This window comes from Pseudomonas sp. VS40 (assembly GCF_018587885.1).
In the GTDB taxonomy this organism is placed as follows: Bacteria; Pseudomonadota; Gammaproteobacteria; order Pseudomonadales; family Pseudomonadaceae; genus Aquipseudomonas; species Aquipseudomonas pergaminensis.
Window position 1 is genome coordinate 1 of sequence record NZ_JAGYWD010000012.1, and the last position, 19,872, is coordinate 19,872.

17 protein-coding genes are annotated in these 19,872 nt (G+C 62.2%); 8 read left to right on the forward strand and 9 right to left on the reverse strand.

Translation table 11 applies throughout. The features are described 5' to 3' along the window. Positions 1-125: 125 nt before the first annotated feature. From KHP07_RS26430 to KHP07_RS26440, 3 genes are all read right to left on the reverse strand, one after another. The gene (locus tag KHP07_RS26430; protein WP_214498319.1) at positions 126-1,352 is read right to left on the reverse strand and encodes a TIGR03862 family flavoprotein; all 1,227 of its coding nucleotides are present in this window, start codon (positions 1,350-1,352) and stop codon (positions 126-128) included. A 73-nt stretch (positions 1,353-1,425) separates the two neighbouring features. Next, positions 1,426-4,749, reverse strand: a complete 3,324-nt coding sequence (locus KHP07_RS26435) for a type III effector HrpK domain-containing protein (protein WP_214498320.1) — start codon at positions 4,747-4,749, stop codon at positions 1,426-1,428. Positions 4,750-4,978: 229 nt separating this feature from the next. Continuing rightward, a complete protein-coding gene (locus KHP07_RS26440; RefSeq protein ID WP_100492102.1) occupies positions 4,979-5,899 on the reverse strand; it encodes a histone deacetylase family protein in 921 nt (306 codons plus the stop codon). 75 nt (positions 5,900-5,974) lie between these two features. Here KHP07_RS26440 and KHP07_RS26445 point away from each other — a divergent pair, with 75 nt between their 5' ends. From KHP07_RS26445 to KHP07_RS26455, 3 genes are read left to right on the forward strand one after another with little or no spacing between them, the layout of a single operon-like run. Then, positions 5,975-6,544: a GNAT family N-acetyltransferase gene (locus tag KHP07_RS26445; protein ID WP_214498321.1), complete on the forward strand. Its 570-nt coding sequence runs from the start codon at positions 5,975-5,977 to the stop codon at positions 6,542-6,544. Positions 6,545-6,582: 38 nt separating this feature from the next. Next, positions 6,583-7,452: an acyl-CoA thioesterase II gene (gene tesB / locus KHP07_RS26450; RefSeq protein ID WP_025858197.1), complete on the forward strand. Its 870-nt coding sequence runs from the start codon at positions 6,583-6,585 to the stop codon at positions 7,450-7,452. After that, complete coding sequence (locus KHP07_RS26455) at positions 7,449-8,036, forward strand: HAD family hydrolase (protein WP_214498322.1); 588 nt, start codon at positions 7,449-7,451, stop codon at positions 8,034-8,036. Before tesB ends, KHP07_RS26455 begins: the two co-directional genes overlap by 4 nt. Positions 8,037-8,166: 130 nt before the next feature. Here KHP07_RS26455 and KHP07_RS26460 read toward each other — a convergent pair whose 3' ends face one another. From KHP07_RS26460 to KHP07_RS26470, 3 genes are all read right to left on the reverse strand, one after another. After that, entirely contained in the window at positions 8,167-9,156 is a 990-nt protein-coding gene (locus KHP07_RS26460; protein WP_100492104.1) for a hypothetical protein, read from the reverse strand. After that, positions 9,157-10,044: a KPN_02809 family neutral zinc metallopeptidase gene (gene ypfJ, locus KHP07_RS26465; RefSeq protein ID WP_078050293.1), complete on the reverse strand. Its 888-nt coding sequence runs from the start codon at positions 10,042-10,044 to the stop codon at positions 9,157-9,159. Between the two features lie 155 nt (positions 10,045-10,199). After that, positions 10,200-10,616 (reverse strand): membrane lipoprotein lipid attachment site-containing protein, encoded by a 417-nt coding sequence (locus KHP07_RS26470; RefSeq protein WP_078050292.1) that lies wholly within the window; start codon positions 10,614-10,616, stop codon positions 10,200-10,202. 178 nt (positions 10,617-10,794) lie between these two features. Here KHP07_RS26470 and KHP07_RS26475 point away from each other — a divergent pair, with 178 nt between their 5' ends. Further along, positions 10,795-11,673: a DMT family transporter gene (locus KHP07_RS26475; protein WP_078050291.1), complete on the forward strand. Its 879-nt coding sequence runs from the start codon at positions 10,795-10,797 to the stop codon at positions 11,671-11,673. 1 nt (position 11,674) lies between these two features. Here the strand turns inward: KHP07_RS26475 and KHP07_RS26480 are convergent, their stop codons facing one another. Beyond that, on the reverse strand, positions 11,675-13,009 hold the full coding sequence (locus tag KHP07_RS26480) for an MFS transporter (protein WP_099491020.1): 1,335 nt from the start codon (positions 13,007-13,009) through the stop codon (positions 11,675-11,677). Between the two features lie 222 nt (positions 13,010-13,231). On the opposite strand from KHP07_RS26480, the gene quiC reads away from it, so the two are divergent. Continuing rightward, entirely contained in the window at positions 13,232-15,133 is a 1,902-nt protein-coding gene (gene quiC / locus KHP07_RS26485) for a 3-dehydroshikimate dehydratase QuiC (RefSeq protein WP_214498323.1), read from the forward strand. 77 nt (positions 15,134-15,210) lie between these two features. Continuing rightward, positions 15,211-15,852 carry a TetR/AcrR family transcriptional regulator gene (locus KHP07_RS26490; protein ID WP_078050288.1) on the forward strand — a complete coding sequence of 214 codons (642 nt, stop codon included), beginning with the start codon at positions 15,211-15,213 and terminating at the stop codon, positions 15,850-15,852. A gap of 145 nt (positions 15,853-15,997) precedes the next feature. Here the strand turns inward: KHP07_RS26490 and KHP07_RS26495 are convergent, their stop codons facing one another. Next, complete coding sequence (locus tag KHP07_RS26495) at positions 15,998-16,846, reverse strand: shikimate dehydrogenase (RefSeq protein WP_214498324.1); 849 nt, start codon at positions 16,844-16,846, stop codon at positions 15,998-16,000. Further along, positions 16,843-17,292 carry a type II 3-dehydroquinate dehydratase gene (gene aroQ / locus KHP07_RS26500; protein WP_078050286.1) on the reverse strand — a complete coding sequence of 150 codons (450 nt, stop codon included), beginning with the start codon at positions 17,290-17,292 and terminating at the stop codon, positions 16,843-16,845. The genes KHP07_RS26495 and aroQ overlap by 4 nt, the downstream gene beginning before the upstream one ends. Positions 17,293-17,499: 207 nt before the next feature. Here aroQ and KHP07_RS26505 point away from each other — a divergent pair, with 207 nt between their 5' ends. Together KHP07_RS26505 and KHP07_RS26510 are read left to right on the forward strand one after the other, a co-directional pair. Continuing rightward, complete coding sequence (locus KHP07_RS26505; protein WP_078050285.1) at positions 17,500-18,021, forward strand: RNA polymerase sigma factor; 522 nt, start codon at positions 17,500-17,502, stop codon at positions 18,019-18,021. 63 nt (positions 18,022-18,084) lie between these two features. Continuing rightward, positions 18,085-19,083 carry a FecR family protein gene (locus KHP07_RS26510; RefSeq protein ID WP_214498325.1) on the forward strand — a complete coding sequence of 333 codons (999 nt, stop codon included), beginning with the start codon at positions 18,085-18,087 and terminating at the stop codon, positions 19,081-19,083. The last annotated feature ends 789 nt before the right edge of the window (positions 19,084-19,872 follow it).

Below are 19,872 nucleotides of genomic sequence, written 5' to 3' on the forward strand. Positions count from 1 at the left end.
TGCCCGCGAAGACGGCTCGGAATTCACCGCAAATCTCCCACATTTGACCGAGTTCCAACATTGGAATGCAGTCAAAGGTGGGAGCGGGCTTGCCCGCGAAGGCGGCTCGGAATTCACCGCAAATCTCAGCGATTAAGCCACTCCAACATCCCCCGCCCAGCCGCTCTGCCACTGGCAAAACACCCGGTCAACAGATACCCGCCCGTTGGCGCTTCCCAGTCCAGCATCTCCCCCGCACAGAACACCCCCGGCAATGGCTTGAGCATCAATCGCTCATCCAGCGCCTCGAACGGCACGCCGCCCGCGGTGCTGATCGCCTCATCCATTGGCCGGGTCTTTACCAGCGTCAATGGCAGCGCCTTGATGTCCACCGCCAATTGCGCCGGATCGGTGAAGTGCTCGGCAGGCGTCAACTCACGCAGCAGCGCGGCCTTCACGCCGTCCAACCCCAACTGACTGTGCAGATGCTTGCTCATCGAGCGAGAGCCACGGGGTTTTGCCAAGGCTGCCTGGACTTTGTCCAATGGCTTGCTCGGCAACAGGTCGATATGCACGGTGGCTGAACCATCGCGGTTGATCGCTTCCCGGATCGGCGCCGACAGCGCGTAGATCAAGCTGCCCTCGATCCCCGTCGCGGTGACCACGCATTCGCCCAGGCGAGGCTTGTCATCCCCCAGCCCGATGGCGACGTTTTTCAACGGCGCGCCGGCGAACTTGCTGACCATCAGCTCGCTCCAGGCCGACACCTCGAAGCCACAGTTGCTCGGTTGCAGCGGGGCGTAGGGTACGCCGCGATCTTCCAGCAACTTGAGCCACGCACCGTCGGAACCCAGGCGCGACCAACTGCCGCCACCGAGGGCCAGCAGCACGGCATCGCTGTGGACCGTTTTTTCGCCGTCGGGGCTGTGGATAAGTAGGTCGCCCTCGGCATTCCAGCCCAGCCAGCGATGACGGGTGTGGATAACCACGCCCTGGTCACGCAGGCGCTTGAGCCAGGCGCGCAGCAGCGGGGCGGCTTTCATATCCGTAGGAAATACCCGGCCCGAGGTGCCGACAAAGGTCTCGATCCCCAAACCGTGGATCCATTCACACAACGCCTCGGCCCCAAATGCGCGCAACAATGGCGCCATGTGCGGCGCACGTTCGGCGTAGCGCGACAGAAACGCGGGGTAGTCCTCGGAGTGGGTGATGTTCATGCCGCCCACGCCGGCCAGCAGAAACTTGCGCCCCACCGAGGGCATGCCGTCGTACAGGTCCACCCGCACGCCCGCCTGGCTCAGGACTTCGGCGGCCATCAGCCCGGCAGGGCCGCCGCCGATAATGGCAACGTGGGAAGGAGCAGTAGCGGACATCGGCAGGCCTGGTCAAAAACAAAGGGCGCCCATTGTAAGCAATGCGCGCCCCGTGCCGTTAGGCAAAACGTACTCAGGCAAAACCCGTGTTGGCGTACGGCGGGTACTCGTCCGCACGGTCGGCGTCGGTGATCGGGCCGCCGGTGAGACCATATTTATCCAGGGTCGGCACCAGGTTGCCAAAGAACGCGTCCTGTTGTTTTTCCCGCTTCACCACCTCGATGATCGGGAACACAAAGCTGGTCACGATGCCCAGACCGGCGGTGGCCCAACCCAGTACGCCGGCGAAGGTCCCCGCGATGGCCGCCGCATCGGCAATGCCGAACAGACCCGCGCCGCCTTCGATGATCGAGGCGACTGCCGCGCCGGTGCCCAGGGCGCCGCTGGTGAGGGAGAAACCGGCGTTGAGTTTATCCCCGGCAAACGCGCTGTTGACCCCGCTGATCAGGCCGAACACGCCGCCGATAAAGCTGCCGGTGCCGCCGACGATCTTGCCCAGGTTGCCCAGGCGGTTGAGGCCGTCGGTGTTCTGCACCATTTTGCCGGTGGGGAAGTCGCCGATCCCTTGGGGTTTGTTCGGGTCGATCGGGGTGGGTTTCCAGGTCATGCCGTAGCCGGCTTCCTTGGCGTACTTGGTGCCGCCTTCGGTGATCAGGCCGGCAAACTGCATGCCCGCCGCCACGCGCCCGGCGTTGTCCGCCGGGCTGTTGCCGCCCGTGGCCGAGCGCGCCGCCAGTACGCCGCCGGCCAGCAAGGCGCTGCCGATGTGCAGCAGGCCTTGTTTGTAAGAATCGCTGGCGTTGAGCTTCAGCCCGTCCACGGCCTTGGGCAGTACGTCGCTGATCTTCTGGCCCTGACGGTTCACGTCCCACATCGAGCGGATCAACGAGATCACGTCCTGTGGCTTGATCTGCGCCCCCGTGGCGTCTTTGAACATCTCCGGGTCGTCGGCCATGGCTTTCTCGATGATGGCCGTGGTCTTGGCTTCGTCGAAGTTGCCATTGGCATCGCCGAACGCCCCCTTGAGCACGTCGTCGTTGGCGCCGTTGACCAAGGAGTCGGACACCGCCTGGTTGACGTACTGCTGCACCGTCGATGAGTCCTGGGCCGAGACCTTGTCACCGAGGAATTCCTTGAGCAGCTCGGCGTGGGCGGCGTACTGGCCGATGGCGGTCATCGGGTCGGCATTCGGCTGGGCGAGGGCGTCTTCCAGGTCCTTGCCGTTGAGGATGTGGTCCTTGAAGAACTGCTCGATGTCCCCGGACTTGCCGGACTTTTGCGCGATGACACTGAGGTCCACATGCCCATCGCCGCCCAGTGCCAGGTCGGTGAGGGTGGCGTCGGTGCCGGCCAGGCTCAGGGCGTCCATGAGCGACAGCGGTTTGCCATCAGCCCCTTTGGTGTTCAGGGCGGTGTTGAGCACATTGCCGCTGTTGATCTGGCCGTCCTGGTAGGCCTGCAGTTCATGCTTGATCGCCGGGTCGCTGTTGACGATATCGCGCATGCCGGACGCTTGGTTTTGCGAGAGGAAGGTCTTCACATCCGGGTCACTGGACAACTTGCCGATGGCGGCATCGAGCTGGTCGGTGACCTTGGATTTGGTCGGGTTGAGGTGGTACTCGGTGTCCGCCGTAATCCCCGCATACAGGTCGCCGTCGCCCACTTTATCGCTGGCGGCCATGCGCGCGCGGGCGTCGCTGATTTCCATCATCACGGCGGCTTTGGTCTTGCCGTCGTAGTTCTCCGGGTGTTCGAGCACGTCCTTGGTCAGTTTGGAGGTGTCGACGTCGGCCACCGAGCTGCGTACCGCGGCGTTGCTGAGCATCATTAACACGCCGTGGTCGTCCTTGGGCGCCTGGTTTTCCAGCCACGCGCCGATGTTTTTCTGTTGGGTGATGCCGTCGGCCTTGGCGGTGGCGGGCAGGTCGCCGGCCATGTCGAGGGTGCGCAGCATGCCGGGGGTGGACCAATAGCCTGCGGCGCCGGTCAACTCGGGGCTCAGGCCCGAGTCATCCTTGATCGCCGCGAGATTGGCGGTGTTCAGGCTGCCATTGTTGGCGCGTTGGTTGGGCCCCTGCATTTCCGGGCCGGCGCTGCTTACCAGGGAAATATTGGCCATGACGATGGCGGCGGACTTGGCGTTTTCCTTGGCCAGGTTCGTGGCATCCGGGTTCTTGTTGAGGAAGGTGCCGTAGGACTTCGAGGCGGCTGACAGGTCCTTGTTCGATTGGCTGATGAACTTATCCACATCGGCGTGGGTAATCACCCCATCGCTTTTGCCCAGGCCGCCGCTGTCGAGGGCGTTCATCAGGCTCGGGCTGCCGGCCAGGTACTTGAGGCAGGCCTGGGCTTCGGGCGGCAGGTCGGCGGGCGGGTTGGAGAAGTCGATGGGGCGGTCGTGCAGGCCCCATTTGTCCCAGTTGTCGCTGAGCATCTTCGAGGCGGCGCGCGGGCGGTCGAGATCACGCTCTTCCTGGGTTGGCGTGCCGCTGGTGTTGCCGACGATCTTGTCCCAGTCCTTGGCGCTGGCGTACTTGGAGTTGTCGATCCAGTTGGTGTCCACGGCGCCGTCGACGCCAAAGATACCGTTGGATTCTTTCACCACCGAGGCGTACAGGTCGGGGCTGATGGCCTGGGACACGATGATCTTGTCGCCCGAAGCTGTTTCGTAGCGGATCAGCCCGTGGCCGAGTTCTTGCGGGGTGCCCACCAGGCTCACGCTGCCGGCTTCATCGGCGCCGGCCAAGCGGTAGCCGTCGTTCTTGCTGTCGTTGATCAGGCCCCAGGTTTCACCGTCGGACTTCACTTTTTCGTACAGGTCGAGGTTGGTTTCCTTACTGACGACCACCTTGTCGCCCGACATGGTTTCGTAGCGAATCATCCCCGGCCCGACTTCGTCAGCCGGGCCGATGGCCTTGTAGGTGTCCAGGCCCGGTGCAGTGTCGCCGGCCTGGGCGATGCGGTAGCCGTCGGCCTTGCTCTTGTTCAGCGCGTCCACGGCGTCGGCTTTGCCGGCCATGCCGTCAAACAGGTATGGGGTCATCTGCTTGATAATGATGATGTCCTTGCCGTCGCGGGTTTTCAGCTCCAGGACGTTATCGGAAATCTTGGTGATGCTGGCGATGTTGGCCAGGGGCACGCCGGTGTTGCTGATGTCGGCCAGGTTTGGGTCGTCGAGGCGCTTGATCGCTTCTTGGTCGCCGGTGGCTTTGACGTCGGCGATCTTCTGGTCCTTGGTGTTGTCGGTCACGGCCAGCACCTTGAAGTTGCCGGGGTGGGCGGCTTCCTTGAAGCCGGACAGGGCGCGGGACATTGCCGCGTCGAAGGTGGCAGCGACTTTCTTCAGGGCGTCGTCATTGCCGGGTGTCGAGTTGCTGCCGATCTTGTACGTTGCCATCGCGGGGTACTCTGAAAGCGGGAGAGGCCTTCAAGGTGACGCCAGCGTGCGGCAGTTTTGTTGCAAAACGGCCACGGACGCCAGGTTCCACAACGTTTCACGCGTGTGGACAACTATCTGATCAAAAAACGTACAGTTTCTTGCAGGCCATACCGGTATAGGCTTTCAGGTCCTTACGCTCAAGTTATCCACAGGTGGTTCCACAGGCATTGTGGGTAACGCTCACAGTTCAGTGACAGCCTGATGACGTCCACACCCGTTGCGCGCTGTGGTGCAGGATGCCATGGCGGCGGGCGAGGGCGGGGCGGTCCTTGCTGTAGCCGCCGCCGATCACGCCCATCACCGGGATGTCGCGGCCCAGGCAGTGGCGCATCACGCTTTCATCGCGGGCGGCGACGCCTTGGTCTGTCAGCTTGAGGTAGCCGAGGGCATCGTCCTTGTGCACGTCGACGCCAGCGTCGTACAGCACCAAGTCGGGCTGGTAGAGCGGCAGCAGGTAATTGAGCGCGTCGTCCACCACCTTGAGGTAGTCGGCATCGCCCATGCCCATCGGCAACGGGATGTCCCAGTCACTCTGGGCCTTGCGGGCCGGGAAGTTCTTTTCGCAGTGCAGCGACACGGTGATGGCGTCCGGCGTGTCGTGGAGGATGCGTGCGGTGCCGTCGCCCTGGTGCACGTCGCAATCAAAGATCAGCACGCGATTCACTCGGCCGCTGGCCAGCAGGTAATGGCTGATCACCGCCAGGTCATTGAAGATGCAGAAACCCGCCGGGTAATCGTAGTGGGCGTGGTGGGTGCCGCCCGCCAGGTGGCAGGCCAGGCCGTGTTCCAGCGCCTGCTCCGCCGCCAGGATCGAGCCGCCGACCGCACGTACGGTGCGTCGGGCCAGGGCTTCGTTCCACGGCAGGCCGAGGCGACGTTGGTCTTCGCGAGACAGCTCGCCGCCCATGTAGCGTTCGATGTAGCCCCTGTCATGGGCCAGGGCCAGAATCTCTGGCGGGCACAGTTGCGGGCGCAGCAACTGGCTGTCCTCGGTCAGGCCGCTGTCCACCAGGTGGTCGCGCAGCAGGCGGAACTTGTCCATGGGGAACCGATGGTCCGCCGGGAACTCGGGGCTGTAGTCATCGTGGTAGATCAATGGCAAAGGCATGGGATTTTCTGACGGGAACCTGCGACGGATCTTAACAGCGCTGTACACTCACGCACATGGCAAGGGAGGGGACCCATGGAGCCGATACTGGAATTGGAAAGTGCACGCCTGGTGTTGCGCCAATGGCGCGACAGCGACTTGCCGGAGTTTGCGCGCATGTGCGCCGACCCGCAGGTGATGCGTTATTTCCCGGCCAAACTGAGCCACTTGGAAAGCGCCGCGTTGATCGGCCGCATTCGCGGCCACTTCGCCGAATACGGCTTTGGCCTGTGGGCATTGCAGCGCAAGGACACCGGCGAATTCATCGGCCTTACCGGGCTGCTGAATGTCAGCTTCGACGCCGACTTCGCCCCGGCGGTGGAGATCGGCTGGCGCCTGGCCCGCGAGCACTGGGGCCTGGGCTATGCCAGCGAGGCCGCGTGGACCGCGTTGCGCTGTGGGTTTGATCGTTTGAATTTGGACGAAATCGTCGCCTTCACCACGGAAGCCAATTTGCCATCACAAAAAGTCATGCAAGCCATCGGTATGCATTACGATCCGCTGGCAGATTTTGAACACCCCAAGGTCGCAGCCGATGACCCGCTGCGCCATCATGTTTTGTACCGCATCACCCGCGCCCAATGGTTGGACACGCTGCACGGATAGGCAGCCCGGAATGCCCCGTAGATTTTAGGAGTTGCTCTATGAGCCAAGTATTGGAAGATCTGGTGGACTTGCTGACCCTGGAGCCGATCGAGGAAAACCTCTTTCGCGGCCGCAGCCAGGACCTGGGTTTTCGCCAGCTGTTCGGCGGCCAAGTGCTCGGCCAGTCGTTGTCGGCTGCCAGCCAGACCGTAGAAGAAGCGCGGCACGTGCATTCCCTGCACGGTTACTTCCTGCGCCCCGGCGATGCGAAGTTGCCGGTGGTGTATTCGGTGGACCGTGTGCGTGATGGCGGCAGTTTCAGCACGCGCCGCGTGACCGCGATCCAGAAGGGCCACCCGATCTTCACTTGCACCACCTCGTTCCAGTACGACGAACAAGGCTTCGACCACCAGACCACCATGCCCGTGGTGGTTGGCCCGGAAAACCTGCCGTCGGAGCTGGAACTGACCCAGCAGCGCGCGCACCTGATCCCCGAGCACATGCGCGACAAGCTGCTGTGCCCCAAGCCGATCGAAGTGCGCCCGGTCACCGAAAAAGACCCGTTCAACCCGCAACCGTCCGACCCGGTCAAATACGTGTGGTTTCGCGCCGACGGCGCCCTGGCTGATGCGCCGGCGCTGCATAAATACCTGCTGGCCTACGCCTCGGACTTCGGCCTGCTGACCACCTCGCTGCTGCCCCATGGCAAGACCGTGTGGCAGAAAGACATGCAGGTCGCCAGCCTCGACCACGCGCTGTGGTTCCACGCCGACCTGCGTGCCGATGACTGGTTGCTCTACGCCATGGACAGCCCATGGGCCGGCAATTCCCGTGGCTTCTCCCGTGGCAGCGTGTACAACCGCGCCGGGCAACTGGTGGCCTCGGTGACCCAGGAAGGCCTGATTCGCCATCGCAAGGATTGGGCATGAGCCTGGCGGACGTCAGGCACTGGGTGTTCGACATGGACGGCACCCTCACGGTCGCCGTGCATGACTTCGCGGCCATTCGCGTGGCCCTGGAGATTCCGCCCGAGGACGACATCCTCACTCACCTGGCGGCGTTGCCGACGGAGGTTGCGGCGGCCAAGCACGCCTGGCTGCTGGAGCATGAGCGGGCGTTGGCGCTGGATTCGGTGGCTGCCGAAGGCGCGGTGGAACTGGTGCGCGAGCTGGCCGGACGTGGCTATCGCCTGGGCATCCTGACCCGTAATGCGCGCGAGTTGGCGCATATCACCCTGGAAGCGATCGGCCTGGCGGACTGCTTTGCCACCGAGGACGTGCTGGGGCGTGATGATGCGCAACCCAAGCCCGATCCGGATGGCTTGCTGAAGCTGGCGGCCGCTTGGGACGTGGCGCCGAGCGAAATGGTGATGGTCGGCGATTACCGCTTCGACCTGGATTGTGGCCGGGCGGCGGGAACGCGGACGGTATTGGTGAACCTGCCGGAGAACCCCTGGCCGGAATTGGCAGATTGGCATGCCGAGGATTGCTCGGTGTTGCGCCGGATGATTTAGATCGGTCTTTGAAGATCCAATGTGGGCGCGGGCTTGCTCGCGAATGCGGTGCGCCAGTCAACATTTTCAGTGACTGACACACCACATTCGCGAGCAAGCCCGCTCCCACAGTTTTATCCGGTTCCGTCAGTTATTGGACGAACAACACCCGCTGGCCTTCCGGTGACGTAAACATCCCATCCCCGTTATGCCCCACCCCCGGCACTTCCACCAGATGATGGCTCAACTGCGGATGACGCTGCTTGAGGTAGTCAAAATAGTTGTGCCCGCGAATCAGGCGATAGGCGCCTTGGGTTTCGGCGGCGCAGCTTTTATCCAGCGCCGGGTGGTTCGGGTCAGTGTCTTGCTGGCCCAGCAGGTAGGTGATGTTGCGGGACACGTAGGCCTGCTCAAGCTGCTCGGCGCTCTGGCCCTTGGCATAGGCCGGCAGGTTTTGCAGGCCGTACTTCCAGTCGTTGAAATCGGGGCAACTGGCCGTGTCGAATTTCACCGGGCGCTGCGGGGTGAAATAGGCGTAGGAGGATGGATTGGCCACTACGTAGCGCAGGCTGATGCCTTCGGTCTGCAGGGTTGGGTGGTCGTGTCCGGTGAGCGCGAAACGCTGCACCACCTGGCCGCCGCCGGAATGGCCGGCGATCACGATCTCTTTGAGCGCCGGGAACAGCTTGCGGTTGCCCAAGTGCTTGATGATCTGGTCGAGAGCGCCATAGGAGCTGATCTGCCCCGGACCGGTGGAGGGGTCGCCGGCCATCCAGTCGTTGCCATTCCAGTGCAGCAGCTGGTTGTCGAGGTGGTTACGCTTCACGTCGGATTCATTTAGAAACTGCGGCGCAATCACCAGTGTATGGGCGGCCTGGCCCACATGCTCGGCGGCGTCTTCACCGCTTTGCAGGTAAGTCTGCGCATTGCGCAGGCGACCATGCACGATGATCAAGGCGCGGGTGACCTGGGGCAGCGGTTTAGTCCAGTCCTGGCTTAAACCCAGGCTGAGGTCGCCGGCCTCCAGGTGGAAACGATCGGGACTGACTTCTTTTACGCCATGCTCTTTTACGACAGGCCCGGCGGCCAAGGCGGAACAGGTGACCAACAAACCCAGCAGCAATCCCAATCGTTTATTCATCTAAAGACTCTTGGCGGTAAAGGTGTCGCATTGAGTGATCTGGCCCTGGGCGAAGCCGGTCTTGAACCAGCGAACCCGCTGTGCCGAGGTGCCGTGGGTAAACGAGTCCGGCACCACGCGCCCTTGACCCTGTTGCTGCAAGCGGTCATCGCCAATGGCGTTGGCCGCATTCAGTGCTTCTTCAATATCGCCAGGCTCCAGCCAGTTCAGGCGTTTTTGCGCACGGTTGGCCCATACCCCGGCAAAACAGTCGGCTTGCAGCTCCTGGCGCACCAGCAGGCCGCCATCGCCTTGCATCTGCCGGCCCTGCTGGCGCGCGGCCTGGATCTTCGACGAGATGCCGAGCAGCGTCTGCACGTGGTGCCCGACTTCGTGGGCGATCACATACGCTTGGGCAAAGTCGCCGGCGGCCTGGAAGCGTTGCGACATTTCCCGGAAGAAATCCAGGTCCAGGTACACCTGCTGGTCAGCCGGGCAATAAAACGGGCCGCTGGCCGAGGTGGCGCCGCCGCAGGCCGAATTCACCCGGCCGCGGAACAGAATCAGTTTCGGGTTCTTGTAGGCCAACCCGTTTTCCTGGAACACCTGGCCCCAGGTGTCTTCGGTATCGCCCAGTACGGCGCGGACAAAATCCGCTTGCTCATCGTTGGCCGGAGGGGCCTGGCGCGACTGCGTGCTCACCGACGGCGCCTGTTCCATCTGGCCGGTCAGTTGGCCGAGGATCTGCATGGGGTCCTGGCCGGTCAGCCAGCCGATGCCGACGATCAGCACGATGGCCGTGAGGCTCAGGCCCTTGCCGCCCCCAAAGCGCATGCCGCCACCACCGCCTCCAGTGTCATCGCGGGCATCTACCACGTTGTCGCTGCGTCGGCCTTTTTTCCATAGCATGGGGCAATCCTCTCGATGAACTCTGGAACAGTGTTGTTGGTGCGTAGGAATGGCGCCAGCCCGGCTGTCCGACAGGTTCGAGAGCTGCGTAGTATCGCTGCTCTCGGCCGGTCCCGGCAGGGGCGCCAGATGAAACTTGTGTCAGCAAAACCGCTTCAGTCGCGGCAGTAACCTTCGCCGGTATCCACCACCAGGCAATCCTTTTTATCCGCCAGCCATTTCAACCCGGTGGCGGCACCGTCGCCGGCGCGCAGCAGTTGCGGGCCGTCCGGACGGGTGAAGGTGATGCCGTCCTCGGCTGCTTCACCCTTGAAGGTGCCCGAGTCATCGGCGTCGAGGCCGTATTGCATGGTGAGGATGTAGTGACCACGGCCGATGCTGTCGTCCTTGGCGATGGTCAGGTTGAGGCCTTCGACGCCGATCCATTTGCCGACCCATTTGTCGGTGGGTGGGGTTTGCGGCACCAGGGTGGCCTGTACGGAAGCCGGCGCGGGCTTGGGCGCGTCCTTGGCTTCTTGGTTGCAGGCGGTGAGCAGGGCAAGGGCAGAAAGAACAAAGAGTATTTTTTTCATAGCGGCAGCGCCTTGGTTAAAAAGTGTACAACGCAGGGTCTAAGGTGCAGCGTTGGACTCGAATCCGGTGATTTAGTGCGCTGTTCGCACGGTGTTTGGTTATGCTCTTGGGGCAGACGCCGGCCCGGCTGCTAGATTACCGGGTTGAGTCCTACCGTGCGCCACGCAAGAGAATTCAATGACTGTCAGTACCCCGCTTTCCGGCGTCAACCACCCCTTCAAAGGCATTTTGCTGATTGTGGTGGCGACGTTTCTGTTTTCCAGCCATGACGCCTTGTCCAAATACCTGGCGGGGTTCTACCCGATCGTGATGGTGGTCTGGGCCCGTTACCTGGTGCACACCTTATTGATGGCAGGCATCTTCCTGCCGCAATCGGGCCTGCGGGTGTTGCGCAGCAAGCGGCCGGGGATGCAGGTGGTGCGGGCGCTGTGCCTGTTGGGCACCAGCCTGTTTTTCACCACGGCGCTGCATTACATCCCCCTGGCGGAAGCCACGGCGGTGAACTTCCTGGCGCCGATCCTGGTGACGGCGCTCTCGGTGCCACTGCTGGGTGAGCACGTGACGCGTGGCCAATGGCTGGCGGTGATCTGCGGGTTTGTCGGCGTACTGATCATCATCCACCCCGGCGGCGAACTGTTCACCCCGGCGGTGTTGCTGCCGCTGTGTTCGGCGCTGTTCTTCTGCTTCTACCAACTGCTCACGCGCATCCTCAGCCAATACGACACGCCCACCACCAGCAACTTCTTCGCCGGCCTGTGCAATACCTTGGTGATGAGTGCGATGGTGCCGTTCTTCTGGCAGGTCCCCACGCTGTGGCATGGCGTGTTGATGCTGGCCCTGGGCACGTGCGGGATGACCGCGCACTTGATGCTGACCCAGGCGTTCCGCTTTGCGGCGCCGGCCTTGCTGGCGCCGTTCGGCTATTGCCAGATCGTGTTCGCGGGGTTGTTGGGCTGGTTGGTGTTCAACCACACCCCGGACCTGACCACGGTGGTCGGCATCGGGGTGATCTGCATGAGCGGGCTGGCCGCTGCCTGGCAGCAGCGGCGCAGATAGCTTAGACGTCTACGGTCGGGATCTTGCGCGGGGCCATGAAGTACATCCAGGTCAGCGCAATGAAGTACATCGCCGGGATCAGGGTGAACAACACGGTGTAGTTGTTGTTGGTCACCGTCAGGATGTGGCCGACGATCTGGGTCATGAACATGCCGCCAATGGCCGCGCACATGCCGCCGAAACCGAACACCGTGCTCATCATGTGCTTGGGGGTGTAGTCCATCACCAGGCTCCAGATGTTGGCCGTCCAGGCCTGGTGCGCGCCAATCGCCAGGGAGATGGCAAACACCGCGACCCACAGCTGGCTTGAGCCGGCGGCCATGATCACGCCGACGATGCAGCAGGCAAACAGCAGCATCGACAGCAACCGCGCCTTGATCGAGTTCATTCCACGACCGATCAGGAACGACGACAGAATCCCCCCACCTACGCTGCCGAAGTCGGCGGTCAGGTAAATGATGATCAGCGGGATGCCCATCTGGGTCACGTTGATGCCCAGGTTGTATTGCTGGTTCAGGAACGGCGGCAGCCAATACAGGTAGAACCAGAACACCGGTGCGGTCATCGAGTAGGCGAGGGCGAAGGCCCAGGTGCCGCGCATGCGCAGGATGCGGCTGAACGGTACGCGGGGCTGTTCCGGTTCGACTTCCTGCTGCACGTAGTCCAGTTCGGATTGTTTGACGGTGGGATGGTCTTCCGGGTTGAAGTACTTCAAGCCCCAGAACACCAGCCAGATCCCGCCGAGTGCCGACATGCACAGGAACGCCGCCTGCCAGCCCCACACGTGCAGGATCAACGGCAGCAGCATCGGCGTCATCATCGCGCCGACATTGGTACCGGCGTTGAAAATACCGGTGGCCACCGCCCGTTCGCCGGCCGGGAACCACAAGCGTGTGGTCTTGACGCAGGCCGGGTAGTTGGCCGCTTCAGTCAGCCCGAGGATAAACCGGCACACCATGAAACCCACCGCCGAAGTGGCCAAGCCGTGGGCGCCGGTCGCCAGGCTCCATAACAGCACCGCGCAGAAGAACACGCGTTTCACGCCCACCCGGTCGATCAAGCGGCCCTGCAGCACGAAGCCGATGGCGTAGCCGACCTGGAACCAGAAGTTGATGTTGGCGTAGTCCATCGCCGTCCAGCTCATTTCCTTGGCGAGGATCGGCTGCATCACACCGAGCGCGGCGCGGTCGATGTAGTTGAGGGTGGTGGCGAAGAACACCAGGGCCAGCATGCCCCAGCGCGTTTTACCCACGGCCAGGGCGCCGCGGATCTTGTCGCCGATGCCGGCGTGCGGGTTGCCCGGGCGCGCGGCCAGGGCGGAGTTTTGCAGAGGCATGAGGTCGTACCCGTTTTTTTGAAATTTTTATGGTGTGTTCTGGGTCTTTGTTACCGGATCGATGGTGAGCAGCGGCTAAAAAATCGTCAATTCGCCAAAGCGGCATAGTGTTCGATAATCGCACCAAAAACTAACCGGTTCGTACATTTTAATTGCTGTCGACAGTTTAGCGGCCAATAATTTGCCGTAAATAAGACCATCCTCAAATGCCGGGAGTCGCCCATGCAACGCTCTATTGCCACCGTTTCCTTGAGCGGAACCCTGCCAGAAAAGCTCGAAGCCATCGCGGCGGCCGGGTTCGACGGTGTAGAAATCTTCGAAAACGATCTGCTGTATTACGATGGCAGCCCCCGCGAAGTCAGGCAGATGTGCGCCGACCTCGGCATTGCCATTACCTTGTTCCAGCCGTTTCGCGACTTTGAAGGCTGCCGCCGTGACCGCCTGGCCCGCAACCTGGAGCGCGCCGAACGCAAATTCGACTTGATGCAGGAACTGGGCACCGACCTGGTGCTGGTGTGCAGCAATGCCTCGGCCGACTGCGTGGGTGACGAACGCATTTTGCTCGACGACCTCAGCCTGCTCGCCGAGCACGCCGGCCGCCGTGGCCTGCGCATTGGCTATGAAGCGCTGGCCTGGGGCAAGCACGTGAACACCTGGCAACAGGTATGGAACCTGGTGCGCCAGGTCGATCACCCGAGCCTTGGCGTGCTGCTCGACAGCTTCCACACCTTGTCCCTCAAAGGTGACCCGAGCGCCATCGCCGAGATCCCCGGCGACAAGATTTTCTTCGTGCAGATGGCCGACGCGCCGATCCTGGCCATGGACGTCCTGGAGTGGAGCCGGCATTTCCGCTGCTTCCCCGGCCAAGGCGAATTCGACCTGGCGGGGTTCCTCGCGCCGATCATCAAGAGTGGCTACACCGGGCCGCTGTCCCTGGAGATTTTCAACGACGGCTTCCGCGCCGCGCCGACTCGCGCGAATGCGGCGGATGGCCTGCGCTCCTTGCTGTACCTGGAAGAGAAAACCCGCGAGCGTCTGAAGCAGGAAGTGCCAGCGCAACCTGTCGAGATTCTGTTTGACACCCCGGCGGCCAGCGAATACGACGGCATCGAGTTCCTCGAATTCGCCGTGGACGAAAGCCTCGGCGCCAAGCTCACCCATTGGCTGGAACGCCTGGGGTTCGTCAAGGCCGGGCAGCATCGCTCCAAGAGCGTGAGCCTGTTGCGCCAGGGTGATATCAACCTGATCCTCAACTGCGAGCCCTATTCGTTCGCGCACAACTTTTTTGAGGCCCACGGACCGTCGTTGTGCGCCACCGCGATTCGGGTCAAGGACAGCGCCAAAGCCCTGGAACGGGCGGTGGCGTACAAGGGCCAGCCGTATCGCGGCCTGGTCGGGCCCAACGAGCTGGAACTGGCGGCGGTGCGTGCGCCAGATGGCAGCCTGATTTACCTGGTGGATCAAAGCGAAGGCGGCTTGTATGACACCGACTTCAACCTGCAGCCTGCCGCGTCGTCCAGCGGCGGCTTGCTGCGCATCGACCACATGGCCATGGCCTTGCCGGCCGACAGCCTCGACAGTTGGGTGCTGTTCTACAAGAGCCTGCTGGATTTCAAAGCCGATGACGAAGTGGTGCTGCCCGACCCTTACGGCCTGGTGAAAAGCCGTGCCCTGCGCAGCCGTTGCAGCTCGATCCGCCTGCCGCTGAACATCTCCGAAAACCGCAACACGGCGATTTCCCACGCGCTATCGAGCTATCGCGGCTCGGGCGTGCACCACATTGCCTTCGACTGCGCGGATATTTTCGCCGAAGTGCGCCGCGCCAAAGAGGCCGGGGTGCCGCTGCTGGATATCCCGCTCAACTATTACGATGACCTGGCGGCGCGTTTCGACTTTGACGATGAGTTCCTCAGCGAACTGGCGTACTACAACGTGCTGTACGACCGCGACGCTCAGGGCGGTGAGTTGTTTCACGTGTACACCGAGCCTTTCGAGGGGCGGTTTTTCTTCGAGATCATCCAGCGCAAGAACGGCTATGCCGGCTACGGCGCGGCCAACGTGGCAGTGCGCCTGGCGGCGATGGCCAAATCGCGCAGCGGTGCGGCGCGCCAGGCACGTTTATAACGGCGGGTCGGGTGCTTCCTTCGGCGAGCGTCGCGGCCCATAATCACGGCCTGCATAACACTGGCCGTGAGCGCACCATGACCTCCGAGGCACCCCGCAAGAGTCGTAAGAACAATCCGGAAAAGACCCGCGAGAACATACTCCAGGAAGCCATCGTCGAGTTTGTCCAGCAGGGCCTTTCCGGCGCTCGCGTGGACGCGATCGCCGAGCGTATCCACACCTCCAAACGCATGATCTATTACTACTTCGGCAGTAAGGAGCAGTTGTACGTCGAGGTCCTGGAGAAACTCTACGGCGACATTCGCAACACCGAAACACGCATGAACCTCACGGCGCTGGAACCGCGCGAGGCGATCCGGCGGCTGGTGGAATTCACTTTTGATCACCATGACCAGAACGTGGATTTCGTGCGCATCGTCAGTATCGAAAATATCCACAATGCCGAATATGTGAAGCGCACCGACACCATCAAGGCGATGAACAGCAAGATCCTTGAAGGGCTGGGCGAAACCTTGCGCCGTGGTGCCGAGCTGGGCTTGTTCCGGGAAGGGCTGGAGCCGTTGGACGTGCACCTGCTGATCAACTCGTTCAGCTTTTACCGCGTGTCCAACCGCCATACCTTCAGTGAGATTTTTCAGATCGATCTGTCGGATGAGGCGGTTAAACAGCGGCATCGGGACATGATTTGTGAGTCGGTGATGCGTTACTTGCAGGCGTGAGTAAGCGCGGCTCTCAAAACTGAAATGCAATCAATGTGGGAGCGGGCTTGCTCGCGAATGCAGTGGATCAGTCGCAACATGGTTGCCTGACCCGCCGCATTCGCGAGCAAGCCCGCTCCTACATTTTTTGATCCGGTTTCGGCAGTTAGGTATTCATGGCCTGGAAATGCGCCAACATACGCTGTGCATCCGGCACTTCCCCACTGAACAACTCAAACGCCTTCACCGCCTGAAACACCGCCATGTTGCCGCCGTCCAAGGTGCGGCAACCCAAGGCGCGGGCGTCGCGTAGCAGTTCGGTTTCCAGCGGGAAATACACGATCTCCGCGACCCACAATTGCGCCCGCAATAACGCTGGAGGCACCGGCGTGCCCGGCAGTTTGGCCATGCCCATCGGCGTGGTATTGACCAAGCCATCGGCCTCGGCCATCGCGTTTTCCAGGTGCTGGCCCACCTGGGCCCGACCAGCGCCGAAACGCAGCGCAAGGTTATCCACAAGGTCGCGGGCGCGACTGGCGTCCACGTCGAAAATACTCAAGTGCTGCACACCTTCCGCCAGCAGCGCATGGGCCACCGCCGCGCCAGCACCGCCGGCACCCATCTGCACCACACGCTCGCGGGCGACGTCATTCAAGTTGCGCCGAAAGCCTTCGGCGAACCCCAGGCAATCGGTGTTGTGGCCGATGCGTTTGCCGTCCTTGAACACCACCGTGTTGACCGCGCCAATGCCGCGAGCCTCGTCGGACAATTCATCGAGCAACGGCAGGATTGCCTGCTTACACGGGTAGGTAATGTTCAGTCCGGTGAAGTGCATGAGTTCGGCGGCGTCCAGCAGGTCGGGCAGGGCGTTGATGTCCAGGCGCAGCGGTTCGAGGTCGATCAGGCGATACAAGTAGCGCAGGCCCTGGGCATCACCTTCCTGTTCATGCAGGTCAGGTGTACGGGAAGCCTGGATACCGGCGCCGATCAGGCCGGCGAGGATGCGCGGTTTCATCGGGACGACCCTTTGAGCAACTGGCTGAAATGTTCCAGGGCCAAGTGGTAGCCATGGCTGCCGAACCCTGCGAGCACCGCCTTGGCGATAGGCGACACAAACGAGTGATGCCGAAAGGCTTCGCGGGCATGCACATTGGAGAGATGCACTTCGATCACCGGGACTTCACTGGCCACCAGCGCGTCGCGAATCGCCACCGAGGTGTGGGTCCAGGCCGCGGGGTTGATCACAATGCCCGCGCAGCGGGCGCGGGCGCCGTGGATCCAGTCGAGCAATTCGCCTTCGTGGTTGGTCTGGCGAAATTCGATGTTCAAACCGAGCTGATCGGCGCTGCGGCCACACAGGGCGGCGACATCGGCGAGGGTTTCGTGGCCGTAGGTAGCGGGCTCGCGGGTGCCGAGCAGGTTGAGGTTGGGGCCGTTGAGCACCAGCACGATGGGCGGCATAGGGTGGATCTCCACAGTTCTTGTTAGTTGTGTGGATAAAATGTACTGGTTGGTTAATTTGGTCAATTGATGGCGGCGGATGTGTTCGATTACCGAACTGTTAATCGGCTCATTGCTGCGGCGGAATCAGATTAGATATCAATTGAAAATAATTCTCGACAACGCTTAAGATGCCCGTCTGTTTCCTTAACATTCCAGGGAGTCGGTTTGTCGGACGTGGATCTCAAAGGCCTGTTTCTCAAGCACGCCGATACCTTGCGCGGGTATCTGGCGCGCAAGGTGCGGGACCCGCAGTTGGCCGCAGACCTGGTGCAGGAGAGTTTCCTGCGCCTGGCGGAAAAACCGGCCGGCGAGCGCATCGACAACTCCCAGGGCTATCTCTATCGAACGGCGAGCAATCTGCTGATCGACCATATTCGCCAGGAAGCGCGGCGCAAGACAGACTCCGTGCCCCATGAGGCGCTGGCCGAGATTGAAGATGAAGTGGCCGGGTTGGAGGCTCAGGCAATGGCGCAGCAACAGCGACAGGCATTGAAGCAGGCACTGGCGGAGTTGCCGGAACGCACCCAGCAGATTTTCCGTCTCAACCGCATCGAAGGCATGACCCACGCCCAGGTCGCCCGGCACTTGGACATCTCTGACAGCTCAGTGCAAAAGCATCTGGCCAAGGCGTTGGCCTACGTGATGCAGCGCTTGCAGGAAGGCGAGGTGGCGCCATCCGACGAATGAGTTACCGAAATGCACCAGGTCAGACGTCACAGCGTTATATAACGAAAAATTCGAGATTCACACGTGAATAGCCAGGGTCCGCAACAGCACAGCATTACCGAGGCGGCCGCCGAGTGGGCGGTGCGCCTGCACGCCGGTGCCCTGACCGACCAGGAGCAGGCCGAACTGCAGCACTGGATCGCCTGCGACAGCCGCCATGAAGCGGCATTACGCTTTGCCGAGCAGACCTGGGCGGCATTGGGTGACGTGTACAAGGACGAACCGGTGCACCGTCAGCGCCCGCCAGCGGCGACGCCACCCGTGCGGCGTTCCACGCGGCGTCGGCCATGGCAGCGTGCGGCCGCCGTCGCGTTGGTTATGGTGGTGGCCGGTGTCGGCTGGGTGCGCGGGCCGGACATGGTGCTGCGGATGCAAGCCGACTACATCACCCAGAAAGGCGAGGTGCGCACCGTGCACCTGGCCGATGGCAGCAAGGTGGAGCTTGACTCCGACAGTGCCATCCGCCTGGACTACGACGGTGTGCAACGCCGTATCAGCCTGCTCCAGGGCTCGGCGATCTTTGATGTGGCGCCGATGGTGGGTGAGGAAACCCGGCCGTTCGTGGTGCAAAGCGCCGGGGGGCAAACCCGCGCCTTGGGCACGCGGTTTGTGGTGGAGCGCGAGGGCGATAGCCAGGCGTGGGTCGGCGTGCTGGAGCACAGTGTCGAGGTTTCCTTGCAAGCTATCCCGAAAAAGGGGCCGGCCGACCGGGTGGTCAAGGAGGGCCTGGCTGCGCGCTATAACCTCGAGGAGGGCATCGTGCCCCTGGACCAGCTCGATGTGGAGCGGGCCACCAGTTGGCGACGCGGCGTGCTGATTTTTGATCGCCAGCCGTTGGCCAAGGTTATCGAGCAGCTCAACCGCTACCGGCCTGGGCGTGTGGTGTTGGCCGATTCGGCATTGGGTGATCGCGAGGTCAGCGGGGTGTTTCGTCTCGACATGCTCGACACTGCCCTTGGCACGCTGACCCAGGAGCTGCAAGTGCAGCGCTTGGACCTGGCGGGCTTAAGCCTGATCTATTGATTGTCTTGTTGGCGCTGGCCAAGGGACCGTGCTCCCGCCAGCGGCTTGACAGCCGATCCAACTGTGGGAGCAGGCTTGCCCGCGAAGGCGGCCTAACTGCCGACCACTCTCCCACTGTCACCCCACGGTCCAAATGTGGGAGCTGGCTTGCCTGCGAAGGCGGCCTGACAGCCGACCAGAATCTAACTGTCACCCCGCGATCCAAATGTGGGAGCAGGCTTGCCTGAGAAGGCGCCCTGACAGCCGACCACTCTCCCACTGTCACCCCACGATCCAACTGTGGGAGCAGGCTTGCCCGTGAATGCGGCCTCACAGCCGACCACAATCTAACTGTCCCCCCCGCGATCCAAAAATGTGGGAGCTGGCTTGCCTGCGAAGGCGGCCTCACAGCCGACCACAATCTAACTGTCCCCCCGCGATCCAAAAATGTGGGAGCTGGCTTGCCTGCGAAGGCAGCCTCACAGCCGACCTGGATGTTGGGTCAGACCGGGTACATATCCGTTATTTGGGTAACGGCTGCTTTGGGTTCCGCCCTTACGGCGGCTCACTTTTGAAAAGCGCAAAAGTAAGCAAAACGCTCTTGCCCCAACACTCGGCACCTCGCCTAGGCTCGGTGTGCCCGTAATCCGACAGGTATTTGGGGGGCCGCCGCCACGCGCCATCCATGGCGCGGGGCGGCTAAACCGGCATCCCTGCCGGTTTACCCCCCAAATCCCTGTCGAATTCCGGCCAGCGTGTTTAACGGGGCGCCTAAGATCAAAAGCCAGATCAAGATCACGATCAAAAGCC

What these genes read in the sequence shown, in the direction of transcription:
- KHP07_RS26480 (WP_099491020.1), bottom strand. Translation starts at nt 13,009, where the DNA reads ATGCCTCTGCAAAACTCCGCCCTGGCCGCGCGCCCGGGCAACCCGCAC.
- tesB (WP_025858197.1), top strand. Translation starts at nt 6,583, where the DNA reads ATGAGCCAAGTATTGGAAGATCTGGTGGACTTGCTGACCCTGGAGCCG.
- KHP07_RS26440 (WP_100492102.1), bottom strand. Translation starts at nt 5,899, where the DNA reads ATGCCTTTGCCATTGATCTACCACGATGACTACAGCCCCGAGTTCCCG.
- quiC (WP_214498323.1), top strand. Translation starts at nt 13,232, where the DNA reads ATGCAACGCTCTATTGCCACCGTTTCCTTGAGCGGAACCCTGCCAGAA.
- KHP07_RS26455 (WP_214498322.1), top strand. Translation starts at nt 7,449, where the DNA reads ATGAGCCTGGCGGACGTCAGGCACTGGGTGTTCGACATGGACGGCACC.
- KHP07_RS26495 (WP_214498324.1), bottom strand. Translation starts at nt 16,846, where the DNA reads ATGAAACCGCGCATCCTCGCCGGCCTGATCGGCGCCGGTATCCAGGCT.
- KHP07_RS26475 (WP_078050291.1), top strand. Translation starts at nt 10,795, where the DNA reads ATGACTGTCAGTACCCCGCTTTCCGGCGTCAACCACCCCTTCAAAGGC.
- KHP07_RS26470 (WP_078050292.1), bottom strand. Translation starts at nt 10,616, where the DNA reads ATGAAAAAAATACTCTTTGTTCTTTCTGCCCTTGCCCTGCTCACCGCC.
- KHP07_RS26430 (WP_214498319.1), bottom strand. Translation starts at nt 1,352, where the DNA reads ATGTCCGCTACTGCTCCTTCCCACGTTGCCATTATCGGCGGCGGCCCT.
- KHP07_RS26460 (WP_100492104.1), bottom strand. Translation starts at nt 9,156, where the DNA reads ATGAATAAACGATTGGGATTGCTGCTGGGTTTGTTGGTCACCTGTTCC.
- aroQ (WP_078050286.1), bottom strand. Translation starts at nt 17,292, where the DNA reads ATGCCGCCCATCGTGCTGGTGCTCAACGGCCCCAACCTCAACCTGCTC.
- ypfJ (WP_078050293.1), bottom strand. Translation starts at nt 10,044, where the DNA reads ATGCTATGGAAAAAAGGCCGACGCAGCGACAACGTGGTAGATGCCCGC.
- KHP07_RS26435 (WP_214498320.1), bottom strand. Translation starts at nt 4,749, where the DNA reads ATGGCAACGTACAAGATCGGCAGCAACTCGACACCCGGCAATGACGAC.
- KHP07_RS26490 (WP_078050288.1), top strand. Translation starts at nt 15,211, where the DNA reads ATGACCTCCGAGGCACCCCGCAAGAGTCGTAAGAACAATCCGGAAAAG.
- KHP07_RS26445 (WP_214498321.1), top strand. Translation starts at nt 5,975, where the DNA reads ATGGAGCCGATACTGGAATTGGAAAGTGCACGCCTGGTGTTGCGCCAA.